Annotated in this window: 13 protein-coding genes; all 13 read right to left on the reverse strand. The window is 69.9% G+C overall.

Going from position 1 to position 19,246, the window contains the following annotated elements:
- Positions 1 to 202 precede the first annotated feature (202 nt).
- The 13 genes from ACFYXH_RS07600 to ACFYXH_RS07660 all read right to left on the reverse strand — a co-directional run bounded on the left by ACFYXH_RS07600 (position 203) and on the right by ACFYXH_RS07660 (position 19,105).
- Positions 203 to 4,150: a ribonuclease E/G gene (locus ACFYXH_RS07600; protein ID WP_389561181.1), complete on the reverse strand. Its 3,948-nt coding sequence runs from the start codon at positions 4,148 to 4,150 to the stop codon at positions 203 to 205.
- Positions 4,151 to 4,381: 231 nt separating this feature from the next.
- Positions 4,382 to 5,161, reverse strand: a complete 780-nt coding sequence (locus tag ACFYXH_RS07605) for a TIGR03936 family radical SAM-associated protein (protein WP_389561182.1) — start codon at positions 5,159 to 5,161, stop codon at positions 4,382 to 4,384.
- Positions 5,162 to 5,288: 127 nt separating this feature from the next.
- Positions 5,289 to 6,464, reverse strand: a complete 1,176-nt coding sequence (locus ACFYXH_RS07610) for a hypothetical protein (protein ID WP_389561183.1) — start codon at positions 6,462 to 6,464, stop codon at positions 5,289 to 5,291.
- Positions 6,465 to 6,597: 133 nt separating this feature from the next.
- Positions 6,598 to 8,523, reverse strand: coding sequence for a TIGR03960 family B12-binding radical SAM protein (locus ACFYXH_RS07615; RefSeq protein WP_389561184.1), 1,926 nt, complete (start codon positions 8,521 to 8,523; stop codon positions 6,598 to 6,600).
- 52 nt (positions 8,524 to 8,575) lie between these two features.
- On the reverse strand, positions 8,576 to 10,123 hold the full coding sequence (locus tag ACFYXH_RS07620) for a CHAD domain-containing protein (RefSeq protein WP_389561185.1): 1,548 nt from the start codon (positions 10,121 to 10,123) through the stop codon (positions 8,576 to 8,578).
- Between the two features lie 173 nt (positions 10,124 to 10,296).
- Positions 10,297 to 11,499: a rod shape-determining protein RodA gene (gene rodA / locus ACFYXH_RS07625; RefSeq protein WP_389561186.1), complete on the reverse strand. Its 1,203-nt coding sequence runs from the start codon at positions 11,497 to 11,499 to the stop codon at positions 10,297 to 10,299.
- 3 nt (positions 11,500 to 11,502) lie between these two features.
- Complete coding sequence (gene mrdA / locus ACFYXH_RS07630) at positions 11,503 to 13,671, reverse strand: penicillin-binding protein 2 (RefSeq protein ID WP_389561187.1); 2,169 nt, start codon at positions 13,669 to 13,671, stop codon at positions 11,503 to 11,505.
- Between the two features lie 13 nt (positions 13,672 to 13,684).
- Positions 13,685 to 14,353, reverse strand: coding sequence for a rod shape-determining protein MreD (gene mreD, locus ACFYXH_RS07635; RefSeq protein ID WP_385308273.1), 669 nt, complete (start codon positions 14,351 to 14,353; stop codon positions 13,685 to 13,687).
- Positions 14,354 to 14,370: 17 nt separating this feature from the next.
- Positions 14,371 to 15,384, reverse strand: a complete 1,014-nt coding sequence (gene mreC, locus ACFYXH_RS07640; protein ID WP_389561188.1) for a rod shape-determining protein MreC — start codon at positions 15,382 to 15,384, stop codon at positions 14,371 to 14,373.
- Positions 15,385 to 15,499: 115 nt separating this feature from the next.
- Positions 15,500 to 16,519, reverse strand: a complete 1,020-nt coding sequence (locus ACFYXH_RS07645; protein ID WP_327328312.1) for a rod shape-determining protein — start codon at positions 16,517 to 16,519, stop codon at positions 15,500 to 15,502.
- 257 nt (positions 16,520 to 16,776) lie between these two features.
- Positions 16,777 to 17,190 carry a nucleoside-diphosphate kinase gene (gene ndk / locus ACFYXH_RS07650; protein ID WP_389561189.1) on the reverse strand — a complete coding sequence of 138 codons (414 nt, stop codon included), beginning with the start codon at positions 17,188 to 17,190 and terminating at the stop codon, positions 16,777 to 16,779.
- Positions 17,191 to 17,254: 64 nt separating this feature from the next.
- A complete protein-coding gene (locus tag ACFYXH_RS07655; protein WP_389561190.1) occupies positions 17,255 to 17,608 on the reverse strand; it encodes a DUF4233 domain-containing protein in 354 nt (117 codons plus the stop codon).
- A gap of 6 nt (positions 17,609 to 17,614) precedes the next feature.
- Positions 17,615 to 19,105, reverse strand: coding sequence for a bifunctional folylpolyglutamate synthase/dihydrofolate synthase (locus ACFYXH_RS07660; protein ID WP_389561191.1), 1,491 nt, complete (start codon positions 19,103 to 19,105; stop codon positions 17,615 to 17,617).
- Positions 19,106 to 19,246: the final 141 nt, after the last annotated feature.

A 19,246-nucleotide genomic window follows, 5' to 3' on the forward strand; every position in this document is an offset into this window, starting at 1 on the left:
CCGGGCCGGTCACCCACCGTAGTGTCCGGAGCGGGACCGCACCCGGCAGCGACCGCCGTCACATTATCAGGGATTTCCTAGCGAATTTCGGGGCTGTTAACGGAGCACCGCATCGATTCGGCGACAAAAACCACGTCCCACCCCGCGGGCTGCGGGGTGGGACACGGTCCGTTCACTGAAGCCTCATCAACTGTTCAGCTGTTCAGCTGTCGGTCGATGCCGACACCGACGACAGCGTCTGCTGCTCGGCGGCCGCGGTCTTCTTCGCCGTGGCCTTCTTGGCGGTCGTCTTCTTCGCCGCGGTCTTCTTGGCCGCCGTCTTCTTGGTGGCGGCCTTCTTCGCGGTGGCCTTCTTGGCGGCCTTGCGGGCCGTCTTCTTGGCCGGAGCCTCGTCCGCGGTCTCCGCGGTCTCCGCTGTGCCGGCCTCCGGCTCCGCCTGCGACTCGTGCGTGGCGGGGACCACGACGATCGCGGCCTCCTCCGCGCCCGAGGGCGAACCGGCGGGAGCGGTGACCTTGCGGGTCACCCTGCGGCGCGCACGCGGCGGGGCCGCGACGGGAGCCTCCTCGGCTGCGGGAGCCTCGACGGGCGCCTCGGCCTTGGCCTCGGGCTCGGCGGCGGTCTCCTTGACCGTGGTCTCCACGACCGTCGGCTCCGACGTCGCCGGGGAGCCGGCCGGAGCCGTCGCCTTGCGGGTCGCGCGGCGGCGGGTACGGCCCGTCGGGGCCGCCTCCTCCGCGGGCGCCGCCGGCTCGGCGACCGGGGCCACGGACGTGACCTCCAGGGCCTTCGGCTCCTCGGCCCTGGGCTCGGCGACCGTGACCTCCGCGGCCTTCGGCGCACCGGCCGGAGCCGTCGCCTTACGGGTCGCCCGGCGACGGCCACGACCGCGCGTCGCGGCCGCCTCCGCCTCCGCGGCGCTGCTGTACAGCTCCTCGTCCGGCACAAACTCGGGCTCCGCCAGCGCCACCGGGGCAGCCACCTCGGCGGCGATCTCCGCCTCGGTCTCGGCCTCGGTCTCGACGACGGCCTCGTGCTCGAGCTCGTGCACGTGCTCCGCACCACCGCGACCGCGCTTCTTGGAGCGCTTGCCGCCGCCACCGCCACCGGCGGTGGTCGGCTGCTCCATGTGCACGATCACACCGCGGCCGTTGCAGTGGACACAGGTCTCGGAGAAGGACTCCAGGAGACCCTGGCCCACCCGCTTACGGGTCATCTGGACCAGGCCCAGCGAGGTGACCTCGGCCACCTGGTGCTTCGTACGGTCGCGGCCCAGGCACTCGAGCAGCCGCCGCATGACCAGGTCCCGGTTGGACTCCAGCACCATGTCGATGAAGTCGACGACGACGATGCCGCCCAGGTCGCGCAGCCGCAGCTGGCGCACGATCTCCTCGGCCGCCTCCAGGTTGTTCCTGGTGACGGTCTCCTCGAGGTTGCCGCCCTGGCCGGTGAACTTCCCGGTGTTGACGTCGACCACGATCATGGCCTCGGTCTTGTCGATCACCAGCGAGCCACCGCTCGGCAGCCAGACCTTGCGGTCCAGCGCCTTCATCAGCTGCTCGTCGATGCGGTTCGACGCGAAGACGTCAACCTCGCTGGTCCACCGCTGCAGGCGGTCGACCAGGTCCGGCGCCACGTGCGAGACATAGCCGTGGATGGTGTCCCACGCCTCGTCACCACTGACGATGACCTTGGAGAAGTCCTCGTTGAAGATGTCGCGGACGACGCGGACGGTCATGTCCGGCTCGCCGTAGAGCAGCGTCGGGGCATTGCCGCCCTTGGACTTCTTCTGGATGTCCTCCCACTGCGCCTGCAGCCGCTCGACATCGCGGCGCAGCTCGTCCTCGCTCGCGCCCTCGGCGGCGGTACGCACGATGACGCCCGCGTCCTCGGGGACGATCTTCTTGAGGATGGTCTTCAGACGCGCACGCTCGGTGTCGGGCAGCTTGCGGCTGATACCGGTCATCGAGCCCTCGGGCACATAGACCAGGTAGCGGCCGGGCAGCGAGACCTGGCTGGTCAGGCGGGCGCCCTTGTGGCCGATCGGGTCCTTGGTCACCTGGACGAGGACCGACTGGCCGGACTTGAGCGCGGCCTCGATACGGCGCGGGCCGTTGGCCATGCCCAGCGCCTCGAAGTTGACCTCGCCTGCGTACAGGACGGCGTTGCGCCCCTTGCCGATGTCGACGAACGCGGCCTCCATGGACGGCAGTACGTTCTGCACCTTGCCCAGGTAGACATTGCCGACGTACGAGGTGGCCTGCTCCTTGTTGACGTAGTGCTCGACGAGCACGTTGTCCTCGAGGACGCCGATCTGGGTGCGCTCGCCGTTCTGCCGGACGACCATCACACGCTCGACGGCCTCACGGCGGGCCAGGAACTCGGCCTCCGTGATGATCGGCACCCGGCGGCGGCCCTGCTCGCGGCCCTCGCGGCGGCGCTGCTTCTTCGCCTCCAGACGGGTCGAGCCCTTGATGGACTGCACCTCGTCGGACGGCTCGTCGCTCTTGGTACGCGGGGCGCGCGGCTCGCGGACCTTGACGACCGTACGCTCGGGGTCGCCCGAACCCGTCTCGTCCTCGGGCCCGGAGTCACCACTGCGACGACGACGGCGGCGCCGGCGACGGCTGCTGCTGGTGCCGGCGGCCGAGGGGGTCTCGGTGTCGCCCTGCTCCTCGTCGTCCGCGGCTTCCTCGTCGTCCTGGATGTCCTCGGCCGCGGCCTCCTCGGCCTCCTCCGAGGTCTCGTCGGCGTCGGCGGGCTCGCCACGGCGACGGCGACGGCCACCACGGCGGCGGCGACGCGACGGGCGGTCCTCGAACTCGTCCGACTCCTCGCCCTCACCGGCCTCGGCAGCCTGCTCGGACTCGGTCTCCGCCTCGGGCTCGGCCTCCTGCGCCACGGGCGCCGGGGCCTCGACGGGCTCGGCGGGCTCGCCACGGCGGCGGCGACGGCGACGTCCGGCGGGCTCGGCGGCGACGGGCTCGGCGACCGGCTCGACGTACGCCTCGTCCTCCTCCGGCTCCGTCTCCACGGCAGCGGCGGCGGCCGCGGCGGCCGTCTCCGGGGTCTGGAACATCGGCTCGGTGAAGACCGGGGCCTGGAAGACGGCGACGGCGGGCCGGGTGGCGCGACGGCCACGCGCGGGCGCCTCGCTCTTCTCGGCCTTCTCGGCCTTCTCGGCCTGGTCGGCCTTGGCGGCCTTCGGCTGGGCGGTGAACTCGGGCGAGACGGCACGGCGGCGCGTACGGCCCCGTGTCGCCGCCTTCTCGGCGGCCGCGACGTCCTCGTCCGCGGCGATCTGTGCCACCACGTCCTGCGGCAGGCTCTCGCCCGCGTCGGCGACGCCGTTCTCGTCGGCCTGCGGGGCGTCGGCGGGCGCAGTGGCCTTACGGGTGGCGCGGCGGCGGGTACGGCCCGTGGGGGCCTCCTCCGCGGGCTCGGTGGCCTCGGCGGTCTCCGTAGCCTCGGCGGCCTGCGGCGCACCGGCGGGCGCGGAGGCCCGGCGGCGGGCACGGCCACGCGGCGCGGGCGCCTCGGCCGGGGTCTCGGCCGGGGTCTCGTCCTCGTCCTCGGCGGCGGGCACGGCTTCGGCGACCGGCTCGGGCGCGGTGGCCTTACGGGTCGCACGACGGCGGGTACGCGGCGCGGCGGCCTCGGCCTCGGGCTCGGACACCTCGGCGGCGGGCGCCTCGGGCTCAGTGGCCTCGACCGACTGCGGCGCACCGGCAGGCGCAGTCGCCTTACGCGTCGCACGACGGCGCGTACGCGGCGCGGCGGCCTCGGCCTCCGGCTCGGACACCTCGGCGGCGGGCGCCTCGGGCTCAGCGGCCTCGACCGACTGCGGCGCACCGGCAGGCGCAGTCGCCTTACGCGTCGCACGACGGCGGGTACGCGGCGCGGCGGCCTCGGCCTCCGGCTCGGCGCTCTCGGTGTTCGCCACGGCCGCTGCGGCCGGAGCGACGCTCTCAGTGACGTCAGCAACGTCAGCGACGTCCGTGGCTTCCACGGCGTCCTTGGCACCCGCGGCCGCGGTCGGCGGCCCTGCGGGACGCGACGCGGCGCGGCGCCTGCGGCGCGGCGGCAACGTGTCGCTGGGGGAATTGTTCTCTGTGTCTCCGGCGGTGCCGGATTCGTTCGGCTCGAGCATGCGGGCGGTTCTCCCGTCACGCTCCCGGGCGCCACGCCTGATTCCGGTCCGGCCACGGCCCGCGTGATGTGCGCGGAGCCGCCGTCCGGGGCTCGGGCGCCGCACGGGAGCTGATGTATGGCTCGCCGGTTCCGTACGCGATGTACGTACGGCCTGGCGAAAGTCTCCTGTCAGTGCGCGGCCCGACCCAGGTGGCTCCCGAGTACCAGGGCTGCGCTACAACGACTGCCCTTACGCGGCGGGACCTTCCGGCGCCGTCGCGGCGGCTGTTCCGGCGGCCGTGGGTGGAGCGGCCAGAACTACCTCGCGGTCGGGCGCGAGCGGGTCGGTCACCGTGCCGGACTCCTCGTCGAAGAGCCCCTGCGCCAGCCTGGTCACCGCTGCGGGGACCGGCGGCGCCAGGTCGGCCACAGCTCGGAGACCGGACAGGACGTCGTCGGGTCGCACAGCAGGTGTCACGTGCCGAACAACCAGCCGCAGTATCGCACAGGGCCCGTCCCCCGACCTATCAGCCTGGGGATGGAGCGCCTGCAGCTCCGCCACGGCACCTCGTGCGTCGAAGGTCCGCATGCCGTTCTTCGTCTTCCGCTCGACCTCGACGGTCTCGGCGGAGAGGAAGCCGGAAACGGCCTTCTCGGCGTCCTCGACGGGCACGCCGTCGAGCCGCAGCTCCCACACGGATGCGGTGAGCCGGTCGGCGAGACCCGAGGTGCGGGCCTCGACGGCGTCGGTGATGTCGAGCCCGCCGGGCAGTGACTCGTCGAGCAACTCACGCAGCTTGTCCGGGTCCCGGTGCTCGGTGAGAGCGATCTCCAGGTATTCAGCCTCGCTGCCCGTGCCGGTGGGTGCGGCATTGGCGTACGAGACCTTGGGGTGCGGGGTGAAGCCCGCCGAGTACGCCATGGGCACCTCGGCACGGCGCAGAGCGCGCTCGAAAGCACGCTGGAAGTCGCGGTGGCTGGTGAACCGGAGGCGGCCGCGCTTGGTGTAGCGCAGTCGGATGCGCTGCACTGCCGGTGCGGGCGGCGGGCCTTCGGGCTGTCGCTTGCCCAGTGGTTCTTCTCCTCGGTGCGGGGCGGGCGCGGGTGGCGCGCCCGCCCTCGGACGTGCGGGGGTGTTCCTTGGGGGGCCGCCCGGCTCACCCCTGCTGGTGCAGGGAGATCTCGGGGTCGGCCGCCACGCCGGGAACAGTCGTTGTGCTACCCAGCGTACGCGCCTGCCGCACTACCGGTTCCACGGGCTTCGAGGCCGGTGACGCGCCGACGAGCGCCCTCCAGGCGTCGCGCCGCGCCTGCCGCACCGTTTCACCGGCCGACCGGAGCGCGGCCCGCGCCGCCCGGCCCGCCTCGACCGCGGCCTTCTTCACCGGACGCCAGACGCCGTCGCGCACCGCGTGCCCCACGGGGGTGCAGACGTACTGGTAGAACCAGCGCACCGGCCGCGCGACGAGGTTCCGGGCGAGCCACTTGACGGCCCGGCCGACGGCGCGCGAAAGGTGTCCGGCGATGCTCCAGGCGACGGCGATCGCGTCGGCGATCTCCCGGCCGACCGGAGCGAGGACATGGCGGTACAACCAGGCGACGGGCGTGACGAGCAGCGTGACGACGAGCCAGACGACCGCCGTCCACACACCGCGGCACACGGTGCTCACGAGCCAGGCGATGCCGTGGCCGAGCGGGGTGAGCAGCTGCCGGTGGATCCACACCAGCGGCACCACCAGCCCGTACATCACCACCGGCACCAGGACGTACCGCCACAGCGCGACCCACGGCCAGACGAACAGCGCCCTGCCCAGCCACCCGAGCACCGTGGCGATGCCGTGCCCGGCAGGCGTGAGCAGCCGGCGGTAGATCCAGCGCGCGGGCGCGAGAAGCAGATGCTCCACGAGCCAGGCGATGCCGTGGCCGAGCGGGGTGAGCAGCTGCCGGTGGATCCACACCAGCGGCACCACCAGCCCGTACATCACCACCGGCACCAGGACGTACCGCCACAGCGCGACCCACGGCCAGACGAACAGCGCCCTGCCGATGAAGGCCGCGAGCCATGCCAGACCGTGTCCGATCGGCGTGAGGACGTTCTCGTACACCCAGGCAAGCGCCCGGCGGAGCGGTCGCAGCAGTATGCGGTCGGCGGCGAGCGCGCAGACGACGAGAACGTCCCAGACCATCCGCACGGGAAGCACGACGAGCAGCACCACGATCCGCACCGGAATCCGGATGATCGTGGTCAGACAGCCGGGGCCTGGCTGGTACTGCGCGGGTGCCTGATGACTCCCGTAGGTCTGAGGCGACTTCTCGACTTCCATGTCAGACATGACGCGCTACAGCCCCGTCCGGATCCAGTACCTGCGCCTTTTGAGGCATCGCCGGATTGTGCCGGGGACACACGAAGGCCCGGCCACGGGGTATGCCCAGGGCCGGGCCTTCGCGCAGGTGCTGCTTCAGGTGTTACTTGACGACCGTCAGCGGCAGCAGTTTCTTGCCGGTCGGGCCGATCTGGATGGACGTGTCCATCTGCGGGCAGACACCGCAGTCGAAGCACGGCGTCCAGCGGCAGTCCTCGACCTCGGTCTCGTCCAGCGAGTCCTGCCAGTCCTCCCAGAGCCAGTCCTTGTCGAGACCGGAGTCCAGGTGGTCCCAGGGCAGGACCTCCTCGTACGTGCGCTCACGGGTGGTGTACCAGTCGACGTCCACCCCGAATTCGGGCAGCGTCTTGGCGGCGCACGCCATCCACCGGTCGTACGAGAAGTGCTCGCGCCAGCCGTCGAAGCGGCCGCCGTCCTCGTAGACGGCGCGGATGACGGAGCCGATACGGCGGTCACCGCGCGAGAGCAGGCCCTCGACGATGCCGGGCTTGCCGTCGTGATAGCGGAAGCCGATCGAGCGGCCGTACTTCTTGTCGCCGCGGATCTTGTCGCGCAGCTTCTCCAGACGCGCGTCCGTCTCCTCCGCCGACAGCTGCGGGGCCCACTGGAAGGGCGTGTGCGGCTTGGGCACGAAGCCGCCGATCGAGACAGTGCAGCGGATGTCGTTCTGGCCGGAGATCTTGCGGCCCTCGGCGATGACCTTGACCGCCATGTCGCCGATCTGCAGCACGTCTTCGTCGGTCTCGGTGGGCAGGCCGCACATGAAGTACAGCTTCACCTGACGCCAGCCGTTGCCGTACGCCGTCGAGACCGTGCGGATCAGGTCCTCTTCCGAGACCATCTTGTTGATGACCTTGCGCATGCGCTCGGAGCCGCCCTCGGGGGCGAAGGTCAGACCGGACCGACGGCCGTTCCTGGTCAGCTCGTTGGCGAGGTCCACGTTGAACGCGTCGACACGGGTGGACGGGAGGGACAGACCGATCTTGTCCTCCTCGTACCGGTCGGCCAGGCCCTTGGCGATGTCGCCGATCTCACTGTGGTCCGCGGAGGAGAGCGAGAGCAGGCCGACCTCCTCGAAGCCGGTCGCCTTCAGACCCTTCTCGACCATGTCGCCGATGCCGGTGATGCTTCGTTCCCGCACAGGGCGCGTGATCATGCCGGCCTGGCAGAAGCGGCAGCCGCGGGTGCAGCCGCGGAAGATCTCGACCGACATCCGCTCATGGACGGTCTCGGCGAGCGGCACGAGGGGCTGCTTGGGGTACGGCCACTCGTCGAGGTCCATCACCGTGTGCTTGGACACACGCCACGGGACACCCGACTTGTTCGGGACGACGCGGCCGATCCGGCCGTCGGGCAGGTACTCGACGTCGTAGAAGCGCGGGACGTAGACATTGCCGGTCTTCGCGAGGCGGAAGAGGACTTCCTCGCGCCCGCCCGGCCGGCCCTCGGCCTTCCAGGCGCGGATGATCTCGGTCATGTCGAGGACGGCCTGCTCACCGTCGCCGATGACCGCGCAGTCGATGAAGTCCGCGATCGGCTCGGGGTTGAATGCGGCGTGGCCGCCCGCGAGCACGATCGGGTCGTCGACCGTACGGTCCCTCGACTCGAGCGGGATGCCCGCGAGGTCCAGGGCGGTGAGCATGTTGGTGTAGCCGAGCTCGGTGGAGAAGCTCAGCCCGAAGACGTCGAAGGCCTTCACGGGACGGTGCGCGTCCACGGTGAACTGCGGGACCTTGTGCTCGCGCATGAGCTCTTCGAGGTCCGGCCAGACGCTGTAGGTGCGCTCGGCGAGCACGCCCGCACGCTCATTGAGTACCTCGTAGAGGATCATGACGCCCTGATTGGGCAGTCCAACCTCGTACGCGTCCGGGTACATGAGCGCCCAGCGGACATCGCAGGCGTCCCAGTCCTTGACGGTGGAGTTGAGCTCTCCACCGACGTACTGGATCGGCTTCTGAACGTGCGGGAGAAGCGCTTCCAGGCGTGGGAAGACCGACTCGACAGGCATCGTGGTGTCTCTCGTGAGCGGGCAGGGGTGACCATCAAGCGTACCCCGATGCTCAGTGGCTCAACGCCGCGCGAAGATCTTGGTCCGAAGCCTCCCGCCACACCTCGGGCAGTTCCCGCTCCCGCTCGGCGGCCTGCGCCTCCTCGTGGCCGTACAGCAGTCCCCAGGTGAAGGCCGACTCCCCGGCCGCGTGCGCCTGGATCCCGAGATCCCGCAGCGCCTCGCGGGCGACGACGCTGTCCTGGTGGTCGCCGAGCACCGATTGCACGTCCTTCATCCGCTTGGCGAACCGCTTGGCGGGCTTGCCGAGCGCGGGGGTCGCCGCCTCGCCCGCGTACCGGGCGCGCTTGGCGGCCTTGCGGGCGTCGTGCATCGCCAGGTCGCGTTCGTGCCCCGGGGGGAGCTCGAGGGCGTGGTCGATCCGGGCGGCCAGCCGGTCGTAGTCCTTGAGGACGGCCTTGGGGATGACCCTGGCGGTCGTGCCGAACGCGGCCTTCAGCAGCGGAGGGTCGGCGAGCAGCGTGTCCAGCGAATCGAGCAGCGCGAGGTACCGCTTGCTGTCGAGTACGGCAGTGGCCTTGCGGCGCGCGCCCGAGCCACGGGCGACGGTCCAGATACGCAGCCGCCCGCGCACCGGGCCGAGCAGCAGCGTCCTGGGCAGGTCGTCGATCCGGGAGCGCAGCCGCTCGGTGAGCACCTCGTGGTCACGGGCGACGCCCAGCTCACCGGCCAGCCATTTGAGCTCCTCGCCGACCGGGTCGGTGACGGTGCGATCGATGATCTTGCGGTACGTCTTGAACACGCTGCGCAGCCGCCTGGTGGCGACTCGCATCTGATGGACGGAGTCGGGCAGATCGCGGCGCACGGCGGGGTCGTACGCGAGGATGGCGTCGGCCTGTTCCCGCAGGTAGGCGAGAACGTAGTCGCCTGCGTTCGCGGGTTCTTCGGCGGGGACGGGGGCCGTCGGCTCCGCGGCCGCTTCCGCGTGCTTGCCCTCCTCGGGGGCCGTCTCCGTCAGGGCCCTGGCCAGCTTGGACGGCCACTGGGCCGGGCGCACGCCCGCCTTGCGGAGCTTCTTGTCGACCGCGTCGAGGAGCGCCGGGTCCGCATCGTCGGCGAGCTCGACCTCGATCTCGTCCCACTGCGCCGTGCGGCCGCCGTCCGTGAGGCGTTCCGCGCGCACGCCGTCCCTGCTGAGCTCGGCCAGCGGGGCCCCGTCCGCGTCGACCAGATGGTGGATGTGCCGCGAGGACCGCAGGCGCACCACGGGGACGAGTTCGGCATCCCGGGTGCGGGCCCGGACCAGACTCTGCAGGACGTGCGGGACCGCATCGGACAGCGGCGCGGTGATCTCGTCCCTCACATCCGGTGCGACGGGGAGCTTGAGGTGCCAGCCCGCATCCGTCCCGCCCGTTCTGCGGCGCAGGGTGATGGAGGCGGCGATCAGGCGCAGGTCTGCCGTGTCGTAGTAGACGGCGTCGAGCTCGGCGACGCCCTTGTCGTGGACGGCCGAGACGCCGGCCACCCGGGTCAGGTCCGGTAGCCCCGTGTCGGGGGTGGCTTCGTACTTCCGCTCGATCTCGCGCTTAGTGTCCGCCATGAACCGAACTTAGTCGTCGAAGCTCGTTTGCGGCAGACCCACTCCGCGACCGCACTGTCCTCGACCGGCGGACGCGCTTGCTGTGCTGTGCCCTCAAGCGCCGGGCAGGCGTGAGCCGTCCGGACTACGCGGCTGCCGGACTACGCGGTTACCGAGCTAACGCAGTTGTCGGGCTACGCAGTTATCGGCCGCTGCACCCGGATCGACTGCAGCAGTCCGATCGCGATCCAGACCGCGAACATCGAGGTGCCTCCGTACGACACGAACGGCAGCGGCAGACCCGCCACCGGCATGATGCCGAGCGTCATCCCGATGTTCTCGAAGGCCTGGAAGGCGAACCAGGCGATGATCCCGGCGGCGACGATCGTGCCGTACAGCTCGGTCGTCTCGCGTGCGATACGGCAGGCGCGCCACAGGACGACGCCGAGCAGCAGCAGGATCAGGCCCGCACCGAGGAAGCCGAGCTCCTCGCCCGCGACCGTGAAGACGAAGTCCGTCTGCTGTTCGGGGACGAACTGGCCGGTGGTCTGGGAGCCCTTGAACAGACCTGTGCCGGTCAGTCCGCCGGATCCGATCGCGATCCGCGCCTGATTGGTGTTGTAGCCGACACCGGCAGGGTCGAGCTCCGGGTTGGCGAACGCCGCGAAGCGGTTGATCTGGTACTCGTCCAGCAGTCCGAGCGCGGTGACCAGTACGGCGCCGATGGCTCCGGCGGCGATCAGGCCGAGGATCCAGCGGTTGGATGCGCCGGAGGCGAGCAGCACTCCGAGCACGATCACCGCCATCACCATCACCGAACCGAGGTCCGGCATCAGCATGACGATCGCCATCGGCAGGGCCGCCAGGCCCAGCGACTTGGCGACCGTGCGGTGGTCCGGGTGCAGCAGGTCGCCGGCGTCGACGCGCGCGGCCAGCATCATCGCCATCCCCAGAATGATCGTGATCTTCACGAACTCCGAGGGCTGCAGGGAGAAGCCGCCGCCGATCACGATCCACGCGTGCGCGCCGTTGATCGTCGCGCCGAGCGGGGTGAGGACCAGCAGGACGAGCAGTACGGACAGCCCGTACAGGACCGGGACCGCGCCGCGCAGGGTGCGGTGCCCGAGCCAGATCGTGCCGGCCATCAGCGCGAAGCCGATACCGGTGTTGAGGGCGTGCCGGAAGAGGAAGTAGTACGGATCTCCCTGGTTGAGCTCGGTGCGGCCGCGCGTCGCGGACCACACCAGCAGCGCGCCCACGAAGGAGAGCGCGAGCGCCGAGAAGAGCATCGGCCAGTCGAGCCTGCGCACCACGGAGCCGCGGGCGGAGAGCTGGGACCACAGACCTCCGCGCTCGGGCCCGTAGCCGGAGACGGAGAAGCCACTCGAGCCGGCCATGTCTCAGTCCCTCCGCGCGGGCGGGCCCGCGAGCTGCTGGTCCTCGGCCGGGGGCTCCTGCTTCTCCGGCTCGTACGGCTCGATCTTCGGGGCGTCGATCGAACCGTCCGCCCCGATCTTCGGAAGCGCCTTCTGCGGCTCGGGCAGCAGTGCCTTCTTCAGGTCCTGGCCGCCCTTCTCGTCGAGTCCGTACATCGCCTCGTAGATCTTGCGTACGGCGGGACCCGAGGCGCCGGATCCCGTACCGCCCTGGGCGATCGTCATGATGATCGTGTAGTCCTTGGTGTACGAGACGAACCAGGAGGTCGTCTGCTTGCCGTAGACCTCGGCAGTACCCGTCTTGGCGTGCATCGGGATCTTGTCCTGCGGCCAGCCGCCGAATCGCCAGGCGGCGGAACCGCGGGTCGTGACTCCCGCGAGGGCTTCGTCTATCTGGTCCCGGGTCCGGGCGTTCATCGGCAGCTTGCCGTGCGAGGTGGGCTTGATCTCCTGCACGGTCTTGCCGTCCGCGCTGATGACGGCCTTGCCGATGGTGGGGTTGTGCAGCGTGCCGCCGTTGGCGATGGCGGAGTAGATGGTGGCCATCTGGATCGGGGTGACGAGCGTGTCGCCCTGGCCGATCGAGTAGTTGACGGAGTCACCCGCTCGCATCCGGTTGCCTTCGAGGCAGTTCTCGTACGCGATCTTCTCGACGTAGTCGCCGTTCTTCTTGCCCTGCTTGCACCAGCCGTCCTTGTTGGCCTCCCAGAAGTTCTGCTTCCACCGGCGGTCCGGGACGCGGCCCTTGACCTCGTTGGGGAGGTCGATGCCGGTCTCCTTGCCGAGGCCGAACTGGTGAGCCGTCTTGTAGAACCAGTCGTTGGTGCGCTTCTTGGGCTTGGTGCCGCCGTCCTTCTGCCATTCCCGGTGGGCGAGGCCGTAGAAGACGGTGTCGCAGGAGACCTCCAGGGCCCTGCCGAGGGAGATGCTGCCGTAGCCCTTGGACTCGAAGTTCTTGAAGACCTGGCCACCGACGGAGTACGAGCTGGGGCAGGGGTAGCCGCCGTCGAAGGGATAGCCGGCGTTGACCGCGGCCGTCGACGAGATCACCTTGAAGATCGAGCCGGGGGCGGCCTGGCCCTGGATCGCGCGGTTGAGCAGCGGGTAGTTGGAGGCCTTGCCGGTGAGCTTGGCGTAGTCCTTGCCGGAGATGCCACCGACCCAGGAGTTCGGGTCGTATGTCGGCTGGGAGGCCATCGAGACGATCCGGCCGGTCTTGTTCTCCATCACCACGACGGCGCCGGCGTCGGCCTTGTAGTTCTTGTCGGTGTTCTTGTCGAACTCCAGGCGGGCGGCCTTCATCGCGTTGTGGAGCTCGTACTCGGCGACCGCCTGTACGCGCGCGTCGATGGAGGTGACGAGGTTGGCGCCGGGCTGGGCCTTGTCCCTGGCCGCCTCGCCGATGACCCGGCCGAGGTTGTCGACCTCGTAGCGGGTGACGCCGGCCTTGCCGCGCAGCTCCTTGTCGTAGGTGCGCTCGAGGCCGGAGCGGCCGACCTGGTCGGAGCGGAGGAACGGCGAGTCGGTGTCCTTGGCCTTGGTGATCTCCTCGTCGGTGACGGGCGAGAGATAGCCGAGGACCTGCGCGGTGTTGGTCTTTCCCGGTCCGGTGTAGCGGCGTACGGCGGTGGGCTCGGCGGTGATGCCGGGGAAGTCCTCGGCGCGCTCGCGGATCTGCAGGGCCTGCTGGGTGTTGGCCTCGTCGGTGACCGGGATCGGCTGGTAGGGCGAGCCGTTCCAGCAGGGCTGCGGGGTCTTGGCGTCGCAGAGCCGGACCTTGTCCAGGACGTCCTTCGGCTTCATGCCGAGGACACCGGCGAGCCGGGTGAGGACGCCTTTGCCGTCGTCCTTCATCTTCATCAGCTCGGTGCGCGAGGCGGAGACGACCAGGCGGGTCTCGTTGTCGGCGAGCGGGACACCGCGGGAGTCGAGGATCGAGCCGCGGACGGCGGGCTGGACGACCTGCTGGACGTGGTTGTTCTTCGCCTCGTCGGTGTACTCCTGGCCGTTGCGGATCTGCAGGTACCAGAGGCGTCCGCCGAGGGTGAGGAGGAGGGAGAAGACAAGCACCTGAATGATGACGAGCCGGATCTGGACCCGGGGGGTCCGCCCGGTCTCCGGAATGTTGCTCACGCTGCCCCCTCGATCACAGTCGCTTGACTCCCTTGATACGCCCGGCCCTTGCCACCCTGGCCCGGGTCACCTTCACCCGCAGTCCGCGCTGTTTGCCGATGCGCAGGCCCGTGCCGGAGCTGTTCCAGCGCGCGGCGACATCGCCGCCACCGCCGCTGCTCTGGCTCTCGCCGAGCGGATCGTTCTCGGAGCGTCTGGCCAGCGCCATGATCAGCGGCACGGTGAACGGCGCGAGCAGCAGGTCGTAGACGGCGGCCGTGAACAGCAGGCTGCCGAGGCCCACATGGCGGGCCGCGGTGTCGCCGACGAGGGCGCCCACGCCCGCGTACAGCAGTGTCGATCCGATGGCGGCGGCGACGACCGCGATCATCGGTGCGGTGGCGGACCTGAGCTGGCCGTTGTCGGGGCGCACCAGGCCGGCGAGGTAGCCGATCACGCAGAGCACGAGCGCGTAGCGTCCGGCGGCGTGGTCGGCGGGCGGGACGAGGTCGGCGAGCAGTCCGGCGCCGAAGCCGATGAACGCGCCGGCCATGTGCCCGTACACAAAGGCGAGTCCGAGGACGACGAGCAGCAGCAGATCGGGGACGGCGCCGGGGAGCTGGAGGCGGGCGAGGACAGAGACCTGGATGACGAGTGCGACCACGACGAGTGTCGTGGAGAGCAGCATCCGGTTGAAACGCATGAACGGATCAGCTCCTACTACTCGACATCGTTCTGGCCGCCGGCGTTGTCCGGGTCCTGGCCATTGCCGTCAGCTGTGGCGCCGACGTTGCCCTGGGCCTCCTCGCCACCGTCGCCGTTCGGCGACGGGGTGACCGTCACCGTGACGGTCGGGGTGGGCTTGGGCGCGGCGGGCTTGGACGGCAGGACCGTGTCACGCGGATCGGACCTGGGCGCCTGGACGACGACGCCGACGATGTCGAGCTGGGTGAAGCCGACGAAGGGGCGGACATAGATGTTCCTGGTGAGGGAACCTCCGGAGGGGTCGACACGGACGACCTCGCCGACCGGGACACCGGGCACGAAGGGCTTGCCGCCCTGCGAGCCGAAGGTGACGAGCCGGTCGCCGTTCTTCACCTTGGCCTTGCCGTTGAGCAGTTGGACGGAGAGCGGCCGGTCGCCCTGGCCGGTGGCGAAGCCCAGTTCGTCCGTCTTCTCCATCCGGGTGCCGACGGTGAAGTCCGGGTCGTTGGCGAGCAGTACGGTCGAGGTGTTCGGCCCGACGGTGGTGACCCGGCCGACGAGTCCGTCGCCGTTGAGGACGGTCATATCGCGCTTGATGCCGTCGTTGGAGCCGATATCGATGGTCACCGTCCAGGAGAAGCCCTGGGCCGCTCCTATGGCGATGACCTCGGCGCCCTTGATGCCGTACTGGCCGGCACCCGCCTTCTTGAGCATGGTGTCGAGTTCGCGCACCCGGCTGCGGTTGCGGTCGTCGCTGCCGAGTCTCTGCTTCAGCGCGGCGTTCTCCCGCTCCAGCTCGCTGATGCGGTCATGGCGCTCGCCGGAGTCCCGTACGGCCCCGATGGCGTTGCCGATCGGGTCGACCGCTGTCGCGACGCTCTTCTCGACGGGTCCGAAGACCGTGGCGGCGGCCTGCCGGGCGCCGTCGACCGGTGACTCCTCGCCTCCGCGGATATCCACCGTGATCAAAGCGAACGCGATGGCGATCAGCAGCACCAGGAGCAGCCGGCTCTCTCGTGTGTCCCTCACGTGCGGCGGCCGTGCCTTCCTCGTAGGAATGTTGATGTCTGTATATCAACGATCCGCCGTACGGGTTGGCAGGCCCCCGTACGGCGGATTCGTAGGTCTCCGCAAGGAGACATGACTAGCGCCGGGGCTGGGCGTCCAGTACCTGCTGGAGCGCCTCGAACTCCTCGACACACTTGCCGGATCCGAGGGCCACGGAGTCCAGCGGATCCTCGGCGATATGGATCGGCATTCCGGTTTCGCGGCGCAGCCGCTCGTCGAGGCCGCGCAGCAGCGCGCCGCCGCCGGTGAGGACGATGCCGCGGTCCATGACATCGCCGGAGAGCTCCGGCGGGCACTTGTCGAGGGTGGTCTTCACGGCGTCGACGATCGCGTTGACCGGTTCCTCGATCGCCTTGCGGACCTCGGCATCGGAGATCACCACGGTCTTCGGCAGACCGGAGACGAGGTCACGACCGCGGATCTCGGTGTGCTCGTCCTTGCCCATGTCGTACGCCGAGCCGATGGTGATCTTGATGTTCTCGGCGGTCCGCTCGCCGAGCAGGAGCGAGTACTCCTTCTTGATGTGCTGGATGATCGCGTTGTCCAGCTCGTCGCCGGCGACGCGGATCGACTGTGCCGTGACGATTCCGCCGAGTGAGATGACGGCGACTTCGGTGGTCCCGCCACCGATGTCGACGACCATGTTGCCGGTGGCTTCATGAACCGGGAGTCCCGAGCCGATGGCCGCGGCCATGGGCTCCTCGATGATGTGCACCTGCCGGGCGCCCGCCTGCGTCGACGCCTCGATGACCGCGCGGCGCTCAACACCCGTGATGCCGGAGGGCACACAGACGACGACGCGCGGCCGGGCGAGGTACCGACGCTTGTGGATCTTCAGGATGAAGTAGCGGAGCATCCGCTCGGTGATTTCGAAGTCGGCGATGACGCCGTCCTTCAGCGGCCGGACGGCAACGATGTTGCCCGGTGTCCGCCCGATCATCTTCTTCGCCTCGGCGCCGACCGCCAGGATGCCGCCCGTGTTGGTGTTGATGGCGACGACGGACGGCTCGTTGAGGACGATCCCCCGGCCTCTGACGTACACCAGCGTGTTGGCGGTCCCGAGGTCGACAGCCATGTCACGGCCGATGAACGACATGTTGTTCCCCATGAGGATGCGTCTGGCCTTCCCAAATCGAGCGTTGATGGCTTTTCAGGATGGCGAGGTGGGTGCGCTGTGGCGTGGAGGCTTCCATCGTAGTGCCGCCTGCACGGACACCGCGCGGTGGACCACCTCTCTATTAGGTGACGAGGTGTCGGAGCGATGCGTTCCCGCAATGCTCGTCCATATGCCTGGGGGCGACCGAAATTACTTCGGTCGCCCCAGGTCATGAGCGCTGTATGGCTGACGCCCAATCAGGAAAGTCCGGGGAAGAAAATCTTGAGTTCCCGAATGGCGGACTCCTCGGAGTCCGAGGCGTGAATGAGGTTCTCCCGGACGATCGTGCCGAAGTCACCACGAATGGAACCGGGCGCGGCGGCGATGGGGTCGGTCGGGCCCGCCAGCTGGCGTAGGCCCTCGATGACCCGCTCGCCGTCGACGACCAGCGCGACGACCGGGCCGGAGGACATGAACTCGACCAGCGGCTCGTAGAAGGGCTTGCCCTCGTGCTCACCGTAGTGCTGCTCGAGGGTTTCCCGGTCGAGAGTGCGCAGCTCCAGCGCGCTGATGGTCCAGCCGTCCTTGGCCTCGATACGGCCGATGATCTCGCCGATCAGGCCGCGGCGTACGGCGTCGGGCTTGAGCAGGACGAGCGTGCGCTGGCTCACGGTACGAGCTCCTTCATATGCGGATTCAAGAGTTCAGAGGCTACAGGGCCGAACGAGTGGTCGATTACGCAGCGTCAGGTTCCGAGGAGGCCTGCGCGGCCCAGGACGCCTTGGCCTCGTCGATCTTGCGGCCGTAGTGGACCGAGGCCCACCACAGCGCCGCGAAGACCGCACCCAGGAAGAACATCGTCGGCACCACGAAACCGCTCGCAATCAGCGCGATCTGCAGCGACCAGCCGAGCTGCACCCCGCCCGGTCGGCCGATCATCCCGCAGAGCAGCAACGAGAGCAGCATCCCGACGCCGCAGACCGTCCAGACCGTCGCCATCGAGAGGTCGTCGAACTTCATGGCGACCAGACCGGCAAAGCCGATCACGAAGAACTCGCCGATCAGAGTGGATGCACAGAGCGTACGCATCAGTTGTCAGGCCCTTCCCAGGAGCAGCCGGGCCTCGCCGACCGTGATCACGGAGCCCGTCACCAGGACGCCGGCGCCCGCGAACTCGGACTCCTCCTCGGCGAGCGTGATCGCCGCCTCCAGCGCGTCGTCGAGACGCGGCTCGACGACCACCCGCTCGTCGCCGAAGACCTCCACGGCGACCGCCGCCAACTCGTCTACGTCCATCGACCGATGGCTCGAGTTCTGTGTGACGACGACCTCGGCGAAGATCGGCTCGAAGGCCTCGAGGAGCCCTCGGACGTCCTTGTCCCCGCTCGCGCCGACCACACCGATCAGCCGCGAGAAGCCGAAGGACTCGGTGATGCCGTCGGCGCTCGCGCGGGCGCCGGCCGGGTTGTGCGCGGCGTCCAGGACGACCGTCGGGCTGCGGCGCACGACCTCGAGGCGGCCGGGGGAAGCCACTGAGGCGAACGCCCTGCGGATGGTGTCCATGTCCAGCGTGCGGGCCTGCTCGGCGCCGACGCCGAAGAACGCCTCGACCGCGGCGAGCGCCACCGCGGCGTTGTGCGCCTGGTGCGCCCCGTACAGCGGGAGGAAGATCTCCTCGTACTCACCGCCGAGCCCGCGCAGCGTCACCTGCTGGCCGCCGACCGCGACTTCGCGCGAGACGACGCCGAACTCCATGCCCTCCCGGGCGACCGTGGCGTCGACCTCGACGGCCTTCTTCAGCATCACCTGCGCGGCGTCCACCGGCTGCTGCGCCAGGATCACCGTCGCGCCCTCCTTGATGACACCGGCCTTCTCGGCGGCGATCTCGGCGGGCGTGGTGCCGAGCCGGTCGGTGTGGTCCAGGTCTATGGGGGTGACGACGGCGACGGACCCGTCGATGACGTTCGTCGCGTCCCAGCTGCCGCCCATGCCGACCTCGACGACCGCGACATCCACGGGCGCGTCGGCGAAGGCGGCGTACGCCATGCCGGTCAGCACCTCGAAGAAGGAGAGCCGGAACTCCTGCGCGGAGTCGACCATCTCGATGTACGGCTTGATGTCGTTGTACGTCTCGATGAAGCGCTCGGCCTCGATCGGGGCGCCGTCCAGGCTGATCCGCTCGGTGATCGACTGGATGTGCGGCGAGGTGTAGCGGCCGGTGCGCAGATCGAAGGCGCCAAGCAGGGCCTCGATCATGCGGGCCGTGGAGGTCTTGCCGTTCGTACCGGTGATGTGGATCGAGGGGTACGCGCGCTGGGGCTCGCCCAGCACATCCATCAGCGCCGCGATCCTGGCGACCGAGGGCTCCAGCTTGGTCTCGCCCCAGCGCCCGGCGAGCTCCTGCTCCACCGCGCGCAGCGCCTTGTCCACCTCCGGGTCTGCGGGCCGGGCGGGCACAAGGTCACCCTGGGGAGAACCGGCTTGCGCGCGCAGGGTACGGCTGCCGGCCTCGATCACCGCCAGGTCGGGGTCACGATTGGTCTCGGCGTCGACGATCTCTTCGAAAGGGTCCGGCTGCTCACTCACAGGACCAGTCTACGGAGGCGGAGTGACAGGACGTCCGCGCCCTGTCCTCGGCAGCGCGCCGCTCACGCGAGAGCCCGGGGGAACCCCCGCCCCACGCGAGAGGCCCCGGGGAAACCCCGGGGCCTCTCGTACGTGTCCCGC

This window comes from Streptomyces sp. NPDC002730, assembly GCF_042888805.1.
Classification (GTDB): domain Bacteria; phylum Actinomycetota; class Actinomycetes; order Streptomycetales; family Streptomycetaceae; genus Streptomyces.

Bases quoted from the DNA above. Each gene is read 5' to 3' on its own strand.
- ACFYXH_RS07600 (WP_389561181.1), bottom strand. From the start codon at position 4,150: ATGCTCGAGCCGAACGAATCCGGCACCGCCGGAGACACAGAGAACAAT.
- ACFYXH_RS07610 (WP_389561183.1), bottom strand. From the start codon at position 6,464: ATGTCTGACATGGAAGTCGAGAAGTCGCCTCAGACCTACGGGAGTCAT.
- ACFYXH_RS07615 (WP_389561184.1), bottom strand. From the start codon at position 8,523: ATGCCTGTCGAGTCGGTCTTCCCACGCCTGGAAGCGCTTCTCCCGCAC.
- ACFYXH_RS07620 (WP_389561185.1), bottom strand. From the start codon at position 10,123: ATGGCGGACACTAAGCGCGAGATCGAGCGGAAGTACGAAGCCACCCCC.
- rodA (WP_389561186.1), bottom strand. From the start codon at position 11,499: ATGGCCGGCTCGAGTGGCTTCTCCGTCTCCGGCTACGGGCCCGAGCGC.
- mreD (WP_385308273.1), bottom strand. From the start codon at position 14,353: ATGCGTTTCAACCGGATGCTGCTCTCCACGACACTCGTCGTGGTCGCA.
- ACFYXH_RS07645 (WP_327328312.1), bottom strand. From the start codon at position 16,519: ATGTCGTTCATCGGCCGTGACATGGCTGTCGACCTCGGGACCGCCAAC.
- ACFYXH_RS07655 (WP_389561190.1), bottom strand. From the start codon at position 17,608: ATGCGTACGCTCTGTGCATCCACTCTGATCGGCGAGTTCTTCGTGATC.